We start from the raw sequence: 12,450 nt of genomic DNA, 5'->3' as shown, positions 1-12,450 counted from the left end.
GTGATGACTGACAAGATCCAACTGCCGCCCGCGCGGTACGAGTACGGCGGGGACGAGTTCGTGTTCGTCGAGCTGGACCAAGCCATGAGCCTGGAGGCGAACTTCGCGGGCATGGCGGTCACGAACGCGCTGCGCGAGGAGGCCATCGACGGCGTCGTGGACATCTGTCCCTCCAACGCGTCGTACATGGTCCAGGTCGATCCGGACCGCATCGACCCGCGGGACCTGGTCACCGAGCTGCGGCGACTCGAGGCCTCGGTGGGCACGCTGCCCGAGGACTACGTGCTCAAGACCCGCGTCGTCGACGTCCCGGTCCTGTTCAACGACCCCTGGTCGCACGAGACGCTGATGCGATTCCGGGACCGCCACCAGGACCCGGAGGCCACCGATCTGGAGTACGCCGCGCGGATCAACGGGTTCGACGGGATGCAGGGCGTGATCGACGCGATGACCAGCGCGCCGTGGATCGTCACGATGCTCGGGTTCGTCCCCGGCCTGCCGTTCTGCTACCAGCTGGTGCCGCGGGAGCGTCAGATCCAGGTGCCCAAGTACGTGCGGCCCCGCACCGACACCCCGGAGCGCACGTTCGGCTTCGGCGGCGCGTTCGCGGTGGTCTACCCGGTGCGCGGCGCCGGCGGCTACCAGATGTTCGGCATGGCGCCCGCGCCGGTGTTCGACCTGTCGCAGAGCCTGCCCGACTTCGCCGAGGACATCAGCTTCCCCAAGGCCAACGACGTGCTGCGCTACCGGGCGATCGACATGGCCGAGTTCGAGGCCACCCGCGCCGAGGTGGAGGCGGGCACGTTCCGCTACCGCATCCGGGAGGCGGAGTTCGAGCCCGCGGCGCTGCTGGCCGATCCCGACGCGGTCAACCGCGAGCTGCTGGAGGTGCTGTACCGATGAATCGGCTTCTGGTTCGTGCCGGTGGCCTGTACACCACGGTGCAGGACACCGGCCGGTTCGGGCACTACCACATGGGCATGCCCCCGTCCGGCGCGATGGACATCTACTCGGCGGTGGTGGCCAACATGCTGGTCGGCAACGCCGACGACGCCGCGGTGCTGGAGGCGACCTACGTCGGCCCGAAACTCGAGTTCACCGACGACCGGTTGCTCGCGGTCACCGGTGCGGACGCGCCCGTGACGCTCAACGACGAACCCGTCGAGCCGTGGACCGCGGTGCGCGTGCGGCCCGGCGACGTGCTGGCGTTCGCCATGATCCGCGCGGGCTGCCGCGTCTACGTCGCCGTCAGCGGCGGCATCGACGTCCCGGTGTACCTGGACTCGCGCTCGACGTACACGTTGACCGGGATGGGCGGGCACGAGGGGCGCAAGTTGGTCGACGACGAGACCCTCCAGCTGGCCGCCGACGGGCAGGCGACCGGCTCGGGCGGTGCGGTGGTGCCCGAGAACCTGCGTCCGGACCTGGACTGCCCGGCCGAGCTGCGCACGGTCGTGGGTCTGTGTTCCTACCGGCTGACCGAGGACGCCCTGGCGTCGTTCCTAGGCACCGAGTGGAAGGTCACCAAGGACGCCGACCGCGTCGGGTACCGGCTGCGGGGCGGCAAGCTCGACTTCACCGAGCGGGAGCAGCCGTTCGGCGCGGGCAGCGACCCCGCCAACGTCGTCGACCTCGGCTATCCGATCGGTTCGATCCAGGTGCCCGGCGGTGACGAGCCGATCGTCCTGCTCAACGACGCGGTGACCGGCGGTGGCTACGCCACGATCGGCACGGTGATCTCGGTGGACCGCGACCGCATTGCCCAGGCGAAGACGGGGGAGTCGGTGCGGTTCCGCTCGGTCGACCTGGACACGGCGCTGGCCGCGCGACGGGACCGGCGCGAGCGGATCGAACAGGTCAGGCAGCAACTCGGACGGTGAAGGAGGCAGCCAACGATGGCGACGATCAAGGCCGCGATGCCGGGCGTGTTCTACCGGCGACCCGCGCCGGAGAAGCCCGCCTACGTCGACGACGGTGACGCGATCAGTGCAGGTCAGACGATCGCACTGATCGAGGTGATGAAGACGTTCAACGAGGTCAAGGCCGACGAGTCCGGCACCGTCGCCGCGTTCCTCGTCGAGGACGGCGACGAGGTCGACGTGGGACAGGACATCGTGCGGTTGGAGGGCTGATGCGACGCGTCCTGGTAGCCAACCGCGGTGAGATCGCGGTGCGGGTCATCCGGGCGGCCCACGCCGCGGGCATCGAGGCGGTCGCGGTCCACTCCGACGCGGACGCCGAGGGGCAGTGGGTGCGGTTGGCCGACGCGGCGGTGCACATCGGCAAGTCGGCGGCGGCGAAGTCGTACCTGAACTCCGCCGCACTGGTCGAGGCGGCCGTGAGCACCGGTTCGGACGCGGTGCACCCTGGTTACGGCTTCCTGTCCGAACGTCCCGGCTTCGCCAAGGAGATCGGCGACGCGGGTCTGACCTTCGTCGGCCCCGCGGTGTCCACGATCGAGATGATGGGCGACAAAGCGGCCGCGCGCGGTGCCGCCGAACGGGCCGACGTGCCGATCGTTCCGGGCAGTCCGCCTGTGGCCACCGTGGACGAGGCCGTCGCGGCGGCCGAGGACGTGGGCTTTCCCGTGCTGCTCAAGGCCGCCGCCGGTGGTGGCGGACGGGGCATCCGCCCGGCCCACACCGCCGAGGAGCTGGCCGAGGTGCTGCCCGCCGCGCAGGCCGAGGCGCGGTCGGCGTTCAACGACGACAGCATCTACCTGGAGCGTGCGATCGTTGGTGCCCGCCACGTCGAGGTGCAGGTGCTGGCCGACGGCCACGGCAACGTGGTGCACACGTTCGAGCGGGACTGCTCGGTGCAGCGGCGGCGGCAGAAGCTCATCGAGGAGGCGCCAGCACCGGGGTTGGCGCCGGAGACGCGGCAACGGATCAACGACGCGGCGGTACGGTTGGCCCGCCAGGTGGGCTACGTGGGTGCTGGCACGGTCGAGTTCCTGCTCACGCCGGACGGCGAGTTCTTCTTCATCGAGATGAACACCCGCATCCAGGTCGAGCACCCGATCAGCGAGGTCGTCACCGATGTCGACCTGGTGGCCGAGCAGCTGCGCATCGCGGCGGGGTTGCCGCTGTCGTTCGACCAGGACGACGTGTCGCTCGACGGTGCGGCGGTGGAGCTGCGTATCAACGCCGAGGACCCGGACAACGACTTCCAACCCACGCCCGGGAACCTGTCCCGGCTCGACCTGCCCGGCGGTCCCGGGGTCAGGGTGGATACCGGGTTCGTCGCCGGTGACCGGATCAGCCCGTTCTACGACTCGATGATCGCCAAGCTGATCTGCTTCGGACCCGATCGCGATGTCGCACTGGCCCGTGCGCGCCAGGCGCTGTCCGAGTTGCACGTGGACGGTGTGCCCAGCACGGTTGCCACACACCGACGTCTGCTCGACGAGCCCGAGCTGCGGACCGGTGCGGTTCACACGCGGTGGCTCGAGGGGCTGTGCTAGGGGTGTTCACCGCTCGCGACCTCGCGACCGAGTGATCGGGATCCCGTGCACGTGGCCGGTCGCCGAGGACATCAGGCTGCCGGAGCACCTACCGGTCGCCGTCGACGAGGCGCGCTTCGTCGGTGAGGCGGTCGCCGTCGTCGCCGCGACCGACCAACCTGCGCGGGACGCGCTGGAGCACATCGATGTCGACTACGAGCCGCTGGGAACCGCTGTCGACGTCGAGGACGCGCTGCGCGGCGGGCTGACGGGGCTCAAGGAACATCGGAACGACAGACGGCGCTACTGAGTTTTGAGTATTGGGGTGAGTTGGTCGTGGTGGCGCCAGCATCATGCAGGCGTGTTCTAGACTAGTTGTATGCGATTTGTTCAGCAGACGACGACGCCGGAACCACTCCGGCGCTGACGAGTCGCATTGACGTAGACATTGGGCCCCGGAGCTGTGCTCCGGGGCTTTGTCATACCTCGGTTCACGACTCTGGGGCCTACCACCGAGGAGACCTTCGTGAACCACGACCACCACGACGTCGCACCGGCACCGGATCACCGCGACCTCAACCAACATCTGGACATCTTCGCCACCAACCCGGTGGTCGGATCGGGCTTGCCGCTCTGGCTACCGAACGGCTCGGCGGTCCGTGCTGAGCTCGAACGGCTCGCCCGGGACATCGCTCAAGCAGACGGATGTCAGGGCGTGCACTCGCCGGTTCTGGGCAAGCGGTCCCTGTTCGAACGCTCAGGGCACTGGGGCAAGTTCGCCGAGGACATGTTCCCGCCAATGCGCGTCGGTGGCGACGATCTCGTGCTGCGACCGGCGAACTGCCCCCATCACGCGCTCATCTACGCCGCCTCGCGCCACTCCTACCGAGAGTTGCCGATCCGGTTCAACGAGCTGGCTCCGATGTTCCGCGCCGAGCGCTCCGGTGTCCTGGCCGGACTCGGCCGAGTGCGTCAGATCAACCTCGATGACACCCACGTGTTCTGCCGCTTCGACCAGGTCGCAGACGAGGCGGCCCGCGCGCTGCGGTCGGCGCTGCGCGCCCAAGAGATCTTGGGGCTGCGGGTCGACTACGTGCGCCTGTCACGGCGAGACACCAGCCCGGCCTTTCTCGGCGAGACCGAGCAATGGCAGCACGCCGAACAGGCGCTGCGCGAAGCCGCCCACGCGGTCGAGCTGCCCAGTCGCGGGCTCAACCTAGTCGAGGTTGACGGTGAAGCGGCCTTCTACGGGCCAAAACTGGACCTGCAGGTTCGTGACGGGCATGGATACGACGACACCATTGCCACTGTGCAGCTCGACTTCAACCAGCCCGAACGCTTCGGCCTCACCTACGACGCCGCCGACGGGTCACGACAAGCGGTCCTGATGATCCACCGTGGCACCGTCGGATCCATGGAACGCGTGGTTGCTGCGCTGCTCGAGCGCTACCAAGGCCGGTTGCCGCTGTGGCTGGCGCCGGTGCAGGCATGTGTCATGCCGGTTGGGCCCGACCAGGACCGTGCCGCCCAAGAACTCGTCGACGCCCTCATCGCTGCCGGCCTGCGGCCACGCCTGGAAGTGGAGGGATCGCTGGGGACGCGCATCCGCGCCAGCAGGCAACGCCGCGACTGCGTCATGGCAGTGCTCGGCGCGACCGAAGTGGACCGGCGCCACGTCCAGGTCACCGACATCGGCTCCGGCTTCGACGGACCCGTCACCCACGACCAGTTCCTCGAAGTACTCAAGCACAGCTACAGCAACCGCACCACCACCGTGAACTGGCCAGACCCTCAGCCCTCGTAGACCATCACCGATCCAGGAACCGGCGGTGCTGAGGCGCTGCTCATGCATCGGTAACCCATCCCGCTGCGATACAGCGGTTGTTCGGGGCTTCGGGCCAGCTCGAAGCTCGTCAGGACCACAGCGATTCGGAGATCCAGTTGCTCAGCAGCAACACCGCGAGGGTTCCGCCGACGGCGAGCGGCTTGCTCCTGCTCCACGCCGTTCTCGCACTCGGCGCCTGGTACACGGCGATCACGTTGAGCAGTGCTGCGAAGCCCACCAGGCCGGGCAATGCCAGCACACCACCAGCGCTTTCCAAGTGGTCAGCGGGAACGAGGCTGAAAAGCCCCGGGTGAGCAGGATGCTGACGGCCAGCACAGGCGCGGCCAACACCGTGCTCGTGATCCGCGCCTGACGCCGGTCGGCGACTTCACTGTCCATACCCCGATCGGATCGACGAGGCACTCGCGCTGCCATCAGCACTCTTACGCACCTCCCATGGGAAATGACTACTCCGCTCCACGCGGACAGCACCCTCGGTGAAGCGGTCACGACCGGGGTCCGCGCGCTCGCGGGCCCCGCCACCGCGGTCGGGTGTGTTGACGCCGGAGGTCAGCACACCGGGTGGGGGCGAGGCGGCGATGAACCCGGGCCGCACCACCCGGGTGAGACGAGCCCTTCGGGTCGCTGACGCGATCCCACCCGGGCTGGTGGACCCGGAGCCCCCGCCGTCCCTGCGGGACCCCCACCCTTCGGTGCGCTGAGGCCCGGACCCGTCAACACACCTCGCGACCGCGGAAAGAGGGATCCACGATGGGCTTGCTGTTCCCCGGTCCCAGCGATCGGCTCATCCAGCGCCTGACCGCTCGGCTGAAGACGGTCATCGACCGGCACTTCTCCCACCACGGCCGGTACGAGTGCCCGCGCTGCGACTTCACCATCGAGATCACCGCAGGCACACCCCGCGACCTGCGCCGCGCGCGAATCCTGGCGACCGATCACGCTCGCCACGATCTCGACCGCATCCAGTGGCGTAGGTGGCGGTAGCCGTTCGCGCCCGCAGTCGCCCCTCGGATCGCCTCCCAATCCGAGCCGCCGAGGCCTTTCCCACCCCGATCCACAAGGGAGCGATCCACGATGATCCCGTCCGAGCACCCCGAGCTGTTCCTGACCGAGCTGACCTTCCGCATCGACGACGCCACCAACATGATCATGCAGGCACGCGCGGTCGGCGACTCGGAGCTGGCCGCCTACGCCGCCGGGCACGCCAGTCGCCTGTTCGCGCACGCCACGCGCTTGGCCCTGGCCGAGTACGGCATCACCGCGCAGGTCGCCGTCCTGCCCGGCGACTCCGAGTTCCATCACTGCGGGGACGACTACGACCGCAGTTACCTGATCGAGTTCGCCGCCGGAGACCACCGGCCGTACCAGGTCTCGTGCCTGCCCGGTGTGCGGGAGCAGCGCTACTGGCGCCGCTGCCGCGCCGGGGGAGCCATCACCGCCGAAGCCGTGACCGAGCCCCGCGCGCTGGCCGCCGCCATCGTCGAACAGGTTCCCCGCCTGCCCGACCCCCACGACGACTCCGGGCGAATGGAGTCACCGGTGTGGTCCAGCCCTGAGCACGAGTCCTGATCCCAGCGCTTCGGTGGGGCGCACGGGCGTCCCACCGAAGCACGCTCTCACCACTGCTCACCACGACCTCCCCAGCAACTTGCTCGGTCTCGGTTGTCGGTGCTGCGTCGTAGTCTGCTCCCGAGGAGAAACGAGCCCGTCGATGGTCACCACCGCGCACCAGCCCCCGCCTCTGCTGGCGGCCGCCCTGGCCGCCACCGAGCGCGGCTGGCCCGTCTTTCCGCTGCACCCCCGCTCGAAAATTCCGGCCCTGCACCACCGCGACCGGTGCCCCGGCACCGGCGCCTGCGCTCAGGGCCACCTCGGATGGTCCTCGCGTGCCACCACGGACCCGGACCTGCTGGTGGCCTGGTGGCGCCAGCGGGCCTACAACATCGGCATCGCCACCGGGCCGGCCGGCCTCGTCGTCCTCGACCTCGACCACGCCGCCGGACACGGTGCCAACGCCCCGAACGGTCCCACTCACGGTGTGGACGTCCTCGCCCGGCTGGCCGCCGAGGCCGGTCAGCCGGTACCGCTGGCCACCTACACCGTCCACACCCCCGGCGGAGGCCACCACCTCTACTACCAGGCCCCGAGCGAGACCACGATCCGCAACAGCACCGGCCCGACCGGGCTCGGATGCCTCATCGACGTCCGCGCCACCGGCGGACTCATCATCGCCGCCGGATCAACACTGCCCCACGGGTGCTACCGCCGTGACACCACCCGCCCGACCGAACCGGCCCCGCTCCCCCGGTGGCTGGTCCAGCGCCTGGCTCCCCCGGCGCCTCCCCCACCGATGCGCGACGATCTCCCGCCGGGGCACGCCAGCGCCTACGTCCAAGGTGCGCTACGCCGCCGGACCGCCGCCGTCCGCGCCGCCCCCGTCGGCACCCGCCACAGCACCCTGCTCTCCGCCGCTGCCGGCCTCGGCCGCTTCGTCGGCGCCGGCCAGCTCAACTACGACGACGCCCGCGCCCACCTGCTCGGCGCCGCCCAAACCCACATCGGCACGGAAGGTTTCACCACCACCGAAGCCGAAACCACCATCCACGACGGACTCACCTGGGGAAGCACCCGCGCCTGATCGGGCAACGCACCGACACAGCCCGTACTCGTCAATCGGTCACGGTCAACAGCCTGGTAAACGCCTTCCGCAATGGATCGTGGCGGCTGCCCAGCACGGTCGCCGACTCCCTCCACCGCTCCGGCGGGTAGCACCAGACCGGCTTGCTCCTGAACTGCTCGGGTTCCCACTCGTAGCGAGGCCAGACGTGGGTGTGCAGGAAGGGATCGGCGCTGCCCAGGATCTCGATGTTCACCCGACGAAAGCCACTGTCAGCCTCGACACAAGCCGTCTCGACAGCAATGGCCAGGTGATCAACGCTGTCCAGATACCTCAGCCGTCGATCGCGCGGCAGATCGCTGAACCGCGTCGCGGACGGATCATCAGTCAACAGGACGCAGTAACCGGGGAGCCACTGCACATCGCCGATAACCGCGAACGCCTCTGGCAGCCGCGCCAGGACCGTGGGATTCTCACCGCGCAATGCCGACCCGACCCGGTCGGCCCGCCAAGCTTCCACAACACCCACCCTGGCACAAGACACCGCCGAATCAGCGACCCGACCAGACCTCCACAGCGCTCGGATGAACCACCTGCGAGGACGGGAGGAATTCGACGACTGGGCCGGCTACCGACTGCGCATGCTGCTCATCGGCAACGGAGCCGCCCACCCACCTCACGCAGGAAGAGCCGCGCTGACTAACGTCAGCGGCCATGAGCGATCAGTGCCTGTTCTGCGGCATCGTGACCGGCACCATCCCCAGCGTGAACGTGGCCGAGGACGACACGACGTACGCCTTCATGGACATCAACCCGGCCTCGGACGGTCACCTGCTGGTCGTTCCCAAGCAGCACAGCCAGGACCTGCTCGAGATCCCGGCCGAGGACCTGACCGCGGTCACCCTGGCCGCACAGCGAATCGCCAGGACAGCGGTCAAGGAGTTCGGAGCCGCCGGGGTGAACCTGCTCAACTGCTGCGGCGCCTACGCCTGGCAGACGGTCTTCCACTTCCACCTGCACGTCATTCCGCGCTACGTCGACAAGACCAAGGACCGACTGGTGCGGCCCTGGCAACCGGGCACCTCAGACGACAAGGACGCGATCACCGCCCTCGGCGACAGACTCTCCGCCGCCCTGGACTGACTCGGCCGGCCGCCACGACACCACCAGCACCGGTGCGCCCGACGGTAGCCGGAACGGTCATGACTCGGGCGGAGAACCACCGCGAGGGCCGGGAATGTCCTCAGGTCGGTGGGCGGTCGGACCGTAGCGCACGCGGGGCGCAGCGGCAAACACCCGCTCCGGGGACAGCTGCTCGCGCAGAGCCCAGCGGACGAGTCCGGCCTCGGCCGCCGTCCAGGTCACCACGATCTCGTCACGGCGCACCCGTGGATCGCTCTCCAGCCAGGACTCGACGTGCAGCACTGGTCGAGCCGAGCACCCCTGGCGGCGAGCCAACTGCTGGGCGATCGTGTGCAGCCACTCCCGGCGGTGCTGCTCGGCCTGTGGGCGGCGTGGAGACGCTGCGGCCACCGCGAACACCTTCCGTGGTCAAATCCCCACAAACAGTGCAACCGGTAGGGATTCCCGCACGGTACCGCCAGGCGGGGGACGTTGAGGACGACTCGACCGAGCACCTGACCACCGAAGCCAGCGCGATCATCCGAGCCCACAGGAGTGCCAGCCATGAACGGAGAGCACCATCCACGGCAACCTGACCAAGGACCCCGAGGTGCGCCACAGCCGCAGCGGCAACCCCGTGGTCACCTGCACCGTCGCCGTCAACGGGCGGCGCTCCGGGAACGCAGGAGTTCCTCTCTGTCCCAGCCCTCTTCGGCGGCCGAGCCGGTGCGGGTGAGGTTCGCCGCGGCTTCCGGAAGCTGGCGGGCGTTGACGGTCAGCGGTGCCGGCGTCAGGCTCTCGGATGCCGACACTCCGCACCACGTGCTGTATCGGATGCAGCCGGCCCAGCACTAATCCCGAGGGAGGAACTCCGCGTGCCCGCCGATCCGCTCGTCACCCCGCTCGGGGCCACCGCGACCGCCTACCTCCAGCTCCCCGGTGGGTGGTTCCTCAACAACGCCGGGTGGATCACCGGCACCGAACGGACGGTGCTGGTCGACACCTGCGCCACCGAGGCCCGCTCCCGGCACCTGCTGCAACAGGCCCAAGCTGCCCACCCGCACGTCCCCGTCTCAGCGGTGCTCACCCACGCCCACGGCGACCACGCCCACGGAGCCGGACTCGTGACCGCCTCCGGCGGTGACGTGCTGGCCACCGCCGCGGCCGCCGCCGACATCGCCACCGGCCCGCACACCTACCCGGAACTGTTCGACTGCACCAGCTGGGGCGAGATCACCCCACCCGAGCAGCTGGAGACCCTCACCGAGTCCACCTCCTGGGACCTCGGTGGCACCACCGTCGAGATCCACCCCGTACCCACCCACGCCCACACCAACGGCGACCTCGTGGTCTGGCAGCCCGACGACGAGGTGCTGTTCACCGGAGACCTGGCCTTCCACGGCGTCACCCCCCTGGCCATGCACGGCTCCATCAGCGGGTGGGTGGAAGCCCTGGACTGGCTGGAGAACTTCCAGGCCACCCAGCTCGTCCCCGGCCACGGCCCCGTGATCACTGCTCAGGACACGGCACTGGCCGAACTGCGCGACTACCTGCGCTGGCTGCTCGAAGCCGTCGGCACCACCGAAAATCCCGACTTCGACGCCCTCGAAGCCCAGGCCCGCGAAAGCTGGGCGACCTGGCACGACGCCGAACGGCACGCCGTCAACCTCCGCCGCGCCCACGCCGAGACCCACGGCCACGACTTCGACATCATCACCGCCGCCGGAGCCATGCTCGAATCCGCCGGCGGCCCCATCACCCTCACCATCTGAAAGAAGGCCCTCGAAGTCGGGCGGTGGCCGGGTCAGTCGGTGTACAGCGCCTGCACGGGGCAGATCTCCACGCCCTGCTCCGCGATATCTTCCTTCCCAGCAGGGACCTGCTTGCCCTGACCGATGTCGCTGTACCCGTCCTCATCGAGGGTGAACAGCTCCGGATCGACCACGTTGCACTGGCCGCGCGCATCACAGATGTCGTTGTCCACGCTGACTCGCATCAACCCTCACCTTTCCTCGGGTGGCTCACGGTTTCCGAGCACCCGCCCCGGGCGCTCGGCTTTCGAACGTGCCCGCACCTCCGCGTCCTGATAACCGCGCAGCACCATTATGGAGACCACCCGGCACCTACCGCAGTCAACACGAAGCCCCACCCGATCCGCAGCGGTTCCAGGTGGGGCTTCCCGTGCATCCGGACAGATCAGCCGTCGAGACGACCGTCCTTGATCACGCCGGTGAAGGCCGACCACGCGGTGCCCTCCACCGCGAGGACACCACCGTCGCGGTCCTTGTGTCGCGAACGACACGGACACCGGCCGGGAGCTCGGCGACCTCGACGCAGTTACCGGTGTTGCCGCTTCGGCTTGACCTACGCCAGGTTGCCTGGACGAAGTCTGCTGGAACGGGCATACCGTGCTCCCTCACCTCGAGTGCGGCTCCGACGAGGAGGAAGCCTCCGCAAGCTCACGGCTACTCTGCAGCACCTGTTCAGGTGATCTGGAGCGAGACTCAGTCCGAAGCTGCACTCGGACGAAGCCTCGATAGTCATGATCGGATCAGACGTCGAGGCATCCGTCCTGGACGCGTTGGAGGAAGCTGCTCCACTGAGTGCGTGTGAACGCCAGTACGGGGCTGACCTCGCCGAGCTTGGTGTCACGCACGCCAGTAGCGGAAGGCACGATCCCCACTTCAACGCACGCACCGCTGCCGTTACTACGGGTGGGCTCGCGCCACCGAGCTCCGGTGAGATCGGGGGTTGACGTCCTTACCTTCCAGTGCCGAGTTCGTCTATGACCTGCGTCAGTACGGACTGCGACTCGTTCAAGCCGAGCGCAGCCATGCGCAGTCGGTCGTAGACCCGGGTATACGTGTCCAGGTGATGCGGTCGACCCAGGTGGTCCGCGCTGGTGAGGTCTTCCACGTACACGGTGCGCTTGCCGTTGCTGTGCAACCGCAGGATCGTGAACGAGGTCCCCATCGAGGCGTGAGTGCCCGTGCTGAACGGCAGGACCTGCAGCGTGACGTGTTGGAGATCGGCCAGTTCCCGAAGAAGTTCCAGCTGCTCGCGCATGACCGATGCGCCGCCGACTTGGCACTCCGATACGCCGACGGGGCCAGCATTCGCCGTCTGGCCGAGTCCACCGGCCGCTCCTACGGCTTCGTGCACCGCGTGCTCACCGAGTCAGGTGTGCCGTTGCGCGGACGCGGAGGAGCGCACCGCCGACGCACGTAGAACTCGGTCCGGTGCCGCCTGTCCCCCGACCGACACCGGACCACGCCCGCCCCTGTCCCAACGGCATGGCCGGGGCGGGCTTCCAACCAAAAAGTCCGGATGAAGTCCAGGCCAAGAAGACTCTGTGGAGCTGTCCCGGCTCCGCAGTACGGGACCACAGCACCTGTGGCCCCGTCGCGACTCCGCGTCTCGAAA

Annotated in this window: 19 protein-coding genes and 1 pseudogene; 12 read left to right on the top strand and 8 right to left on the bottom strand. The window is 68.8% G+C overall.

Going from position 1 to position 12,450, the window contains the following annotated elements; all coding sequences use genetic code 11:
- The first annotated feature begins 3 nt into the window (after positions 1-3).
- The 6 genes from FHX42_RS05965 (at position 4) to thrS (ending at position 5,246) form a co-directional block, all read left to right on the top strand.
- Positions 4-903: a 5-oxoprolinase subunit B family protein gene (locus FHX42_RS05965; RefSeq protein ID WP_182543102.1), complete on the top strand. Its 900-nt coding sequence runs from the start codon at positions 4-6 to the stop codon at positions 901-903.
- Positions 900-1,880: a 5-oxoprolinase subunit C family protein gene (locus tag FHX42_RS05960; protein WP_182543101.1), complete on the top strand. Its 981-nt coding sequence runs from the start codon at positions 900-902 to the stop codon at positions 1,878-1,880. The genes FHX42_RS05965 and FHX42_RS05960 overlap by 4 nt, the downstream gene beginning before the upstream one ends.
- 15 nt (positions 1,881-1,895) lie before the next feature.
- On the top strand, positions 1,896-2,132 hold the full coding sequence (locus tag FHX42_RS05955) for an acetyl-CoA carboxylase (RefSeq protein WP_182543100.1): 237 nt from the start codon (positions 1,896-1,898) through the stop codon (positions 2,130-2,132).
- Positions 2,132-3,463 (top strand): acetyl-CoA carboxylase biotin carboxylase subunit, encoded by a 1,332-nt coding sequence (locus FHX42_RS05950; protein ID WP_182543099.1) that lies wholly within the window; start codon positions 2,132-2,134, stop codon positions 3,461-3,463. The genes FHX42_RS05955 and FHX42_RS05950 overlap by 1 nt, the downstream gene beginning before the upstream one ends.
- A 31-nt stretch (positions 3,464-3,494) precedes the next feature.
- Positions 3,495-3,752: a hypothetical protein gene (locus tag FHX42_RS05945; RefSeq protein WP_182543098.1), complete on the top strand. Its 258-nt coding sequence runs from the start codon at positions 3,495-3,497 to the stop codon at positions 3,750-3,752.
- A gap of 216 nt (positions 3,753-3,968) precedes the next feature.
- The gene (gene thrS / locus FHX42_RS05940; protein ID WP_182543097.1) at positions 3,969-5,246 is read left to right on the top strand and encodes a threonine--tRNA ligase; all 1,278 of its coding nucleotides are present in this window, start codon (positions 3,969-3,971) and stop codon (positions 5,244-5,246) included.
- 109 nt (positions 5,247-5,355) lie between these two features.
- Here thrS and FHX42_RS05935 read toward each other — a convergent pair whose 3' ends face one another.
- Entirely contained in the window at positions 5,356-5,544 is a 189-nt protein-coding gene (locus FHX42_RS05935) for a hypothetical protein (protein ID WP_182543096.1), read from the bottom strand.
- Positions 5,545-6,038: 494 nt separating this feature from the next.
- Between FHX42_RS05935 and FHX42_RS05930 the strand changes: the two genes are divergently transcribed.
- From FHX42_RS05930 to FHX42_RS05920, 3 genes are all read left to right on the top strand, one after another.
- Positions 6,039-6,272 carry a hypothetical protein gene (locus FHX42_RS05930; RefSeq protein ID WP_182543095.1) on the top strand — a complete coding sequence of 78 codons (234 nt, stop codon included), beginning with the start codon at positions 6,039-6,041 and terminating at the stop codon, positions 6,270-6,272.
- 90 nt (positions 6,273-6,362) lie between these two features.
- On the top strand, positions 6,363-6,857 hold the full coding sequence (locus FHX42_RS05925) for a hypothetical protein (protein WP_182543094.1): 495 nt from the start codon (positions 6,363-6,365) through the stop codon (positions 6,855-6,857).
- 142 nt (positions 6,858-6,999) lie between these two features.
- Positions 7,000-7,926 carry a bifunctional DNA primase/polymerase gene (locus FHX42_RS05920; RefSeq protein WP_182543093.1) on the top strand — a complete coding sequence of 309 codons (927 nt, stop codon included), beginning with the start codon at positions 7,000-7,002 and terminating at the stop codon, positions 7,924-7,926.
- Positions 7,927-7,957: 31 nt separating this feature from the next.
- Here FHX42_RS05920 and FHX42_RS05915 read toward each other — a convergent pair whose 3' ends face one another.
- Positions 7,958-8,434 (bottom strand): HIT family protein, encoded by a 477-nt coding sequence (locus FHX42_RS05915; protein ID WP_220479531.1) that lies wholly within the window; start codon positions 8,432-8,434, stop codon positions 7,958-7,960.
- Positions 8,435-8,619: 185 nt separating this feature from the next.
- Here FHX42_RS05915 and FHX42_RS05910 point away from each other — a divergent pair, with 185 nt between their 5' ends.
- A complete protein-coding gene (locus FHX42_RS05910; protein WP_182543092.1) occupies positions 8,620-9,048 on the top strand; it encodes an HIT family protein in 429 nt (142 codons plus the stop codon).
- 57 nt (positions 9,049-9,105) lie between these two features.
- On the opposite strand, the gene FHX42_RS05905 is transcribed toward FHX42_RS05910, so the two are convergent.
- Both FHX42_RS05905 and FHX42_RS26370 read right to left on the bottom strand, forming a co-directional pair.
- Positions 9,106-9,438 (bottom strand): hypothetical protein, encoded by a 333-nt coding sequence (locus FHX42_RS05905; RefSeq protein ID WP_182543091.1) that lies wholly within the window; start codon positions 9,436-9,438, stop codon positions 9,106-9,108.
- A gap of 248 nt (positions 9,439-9,686) precedes the next feature.
- Positions 9,687-9,839, bottom strand: a complete 153-nt coding sequence (locus FHX42_RS26370; protein WP_235986912.1) for a hypothetical protein — start codon at positions 9,837-9,839, stop codon at positions 9,687-9,689.
- Positions 9,840-9,902: 63 nt separating this feature from the next.
- Between FHX42_RS26370 and FHX42_RS05895 the strand changes: the two genes are divergently transcribed.
- A complete protein-coding gene (locus FHX42_RS05895; RefSeq protein WP_182543090.1) occupies positions 9,903-10,799 on the top strand; it encodes an MBL fold metallo-hydrolase in 897 nt (298 codons plus the stop codon).
- A 32-nt stretch (positions 10,800-10,831) separates the two neighbouring features.
- Here the strand turns inward: FHX42_RS05895 and FHX42_RS05890 are convergent, their stop codons facing one another.
- The 4 genes and pseudogenes from FHX42_RS05890 to FHX42_RS26365 form a co-directional block, all read right to left on the bottom strand.
- The gene (locus tag FHX42_RS05890) at positions 10,832-11,023 is read right to left on the bottom strand and encodes a ferredoxin (protein WP_182543089.1); all 192 of its coding nucleotides are present in this window, start codon (positions 11,021-11,023) and stop codon (positions 10,832-10,834) included.
- 226 nt (positions 11,024-11,249) lie between these two features.
- The gene (locus tag FHX42_RS05885) at positions 11,250-11,432 is read right to left on the bottom strand and encodes a DUF397 domain-containing protein (protein ID WP_235986911.1); all 183 of its coding nucleotides are present in this window, start codon (positions 11,430-11,432) and stop codon (positions 11,250-11,252) included.
- 146 nt (positions 11,433-11,578) lie between these two features.
- A pseudogene (locus tag FHX42_RS25830) lies at positions 11,579-11,749 on the bottom strand (DUF397 domain-containing protein); the annotation flags it as partial.
- A 38-nt stretch (positions 11,750-11,787) separates the two neighbouring features.
- Positions 11,788-12,093, bottom strand: a complete 306-nt coding sequence (locus tag FHX42_RS26365; RefSeq protein ID WP_235986910.1) for a Scr1 family TA system antitoxin-like transcriptional regulator — start codon at positions 12,091-12,093, stop codon at positions 11,788-11,790.
- Here FHX42_RS26365 and FHX42_RS26360 point away from each other — a divergent pair.
- Complete coding sequence (locus FHX42_RS26360) at positions 12,049-12,255, top strand: helix-turn-helix domain-containing protein (RefSeq protein ID WP_182543088.1); 207 nt, start codon at positions 12,049-12,051, stop codon at positions 12,253-12,255. The two genes, FHX42_RS26365 and FHX42_RS26360, sit on opposite strands and share 45 nt — an antisense overlap.
- Positions 12,256-12,450: the final 195 nt, after the last annotated feature.

Origin of the sequence: Halosaccharopolyspora lacisalsi, from assembly GCF_014137975.1 — a bacterium.
GTDB lineage: Bacteria > Actinomycetota > Actinomycetes > Mycobacteriales > Pseudonocardiaceae > Halosaccharopolyspora > Halosaccharopolyspora lacisalsi.
Note: the sequence above shows the minus strand (reverse complement) of the source record. Positions and strands in the feature narration are given on the sequence as shown.

Coding starts and splice junctions, on each gene's coding strand:
- FHX42_RS05965 (WP_182543102.1), top strand. CDS start 4: ATGACTGACAAGATCCAACTGCCGCCCGCGCGGTACGAGTACGGCGGG.
- FHX42_RS05960 (WP_182543101.1), top strand. CDS start 900: ATGAATCGGCTTCTGGTTCGTGCCGGTGGCCTGTACACCACGGTGCAG.
- FHX42_RS05955 (WP_182543100.1), top strand. CDS start 1,896: ATGGCGACGATCAAGGCCGCGATGCCGGGCGTGTTCTACCGGCGACCC.
- FHX42_RS05950 (WP_182543099.1), top strand. CDS start 2,132: ATGCGACGCGTCCTGGTAGCCAACCGCGGTGAGATCGCGGTGCGGGTC.
- FHX42_RS05930 (WP_182543095.1), top strand. CDS start 6,039: ATGGGCTTGCTGTTCCCCGGTCCCAGCGATCGGCTCATCCAGCGCCTG.
- FHX42_RS05925 (WP_182543094.1), top strand. CDS start 6,363: ATGATCCCGTCCGAGCACCCCGAGCTGTTCCTGACCGAGCTGACCTTC.
- FHX42_RS05920 (WP_182543093.1), top strand. CDS start 7,000: ATGGTCACCACCGCGCACCAGCCCCCGCCTCTGCTGGCGGCCGCCCTG.
- FHX42_RS05910 (WP_182543092.1), top strand. CDS start 8,620: ATGAGCGATCAGTGCCTGTTCTGCGGCATCGTGACCGGCACCATCCCC.
- FHX42_RS05890 (WP_182543089.1), bottom strand. CDS start 11,023: ATGCGAGTCAGCGTGGACAACGACATCTGTGATGCGCGCGGCCAGTGC.
- FHX42_RS05885 (WP_235986911.1), bottom strand. CDS start 11,432: ATGCCCGTTCCAGCAGACTTCGTCCAGGCAACCTGGCGTAGGTCAAGC.
- FHX42_RS26365 (WP_235986910.1), bottom strand. CDS start 12,093: ATGCGCGAGCAGCTGGAACTTCTTCGGGAACTGGCCGATCTCCAACAC.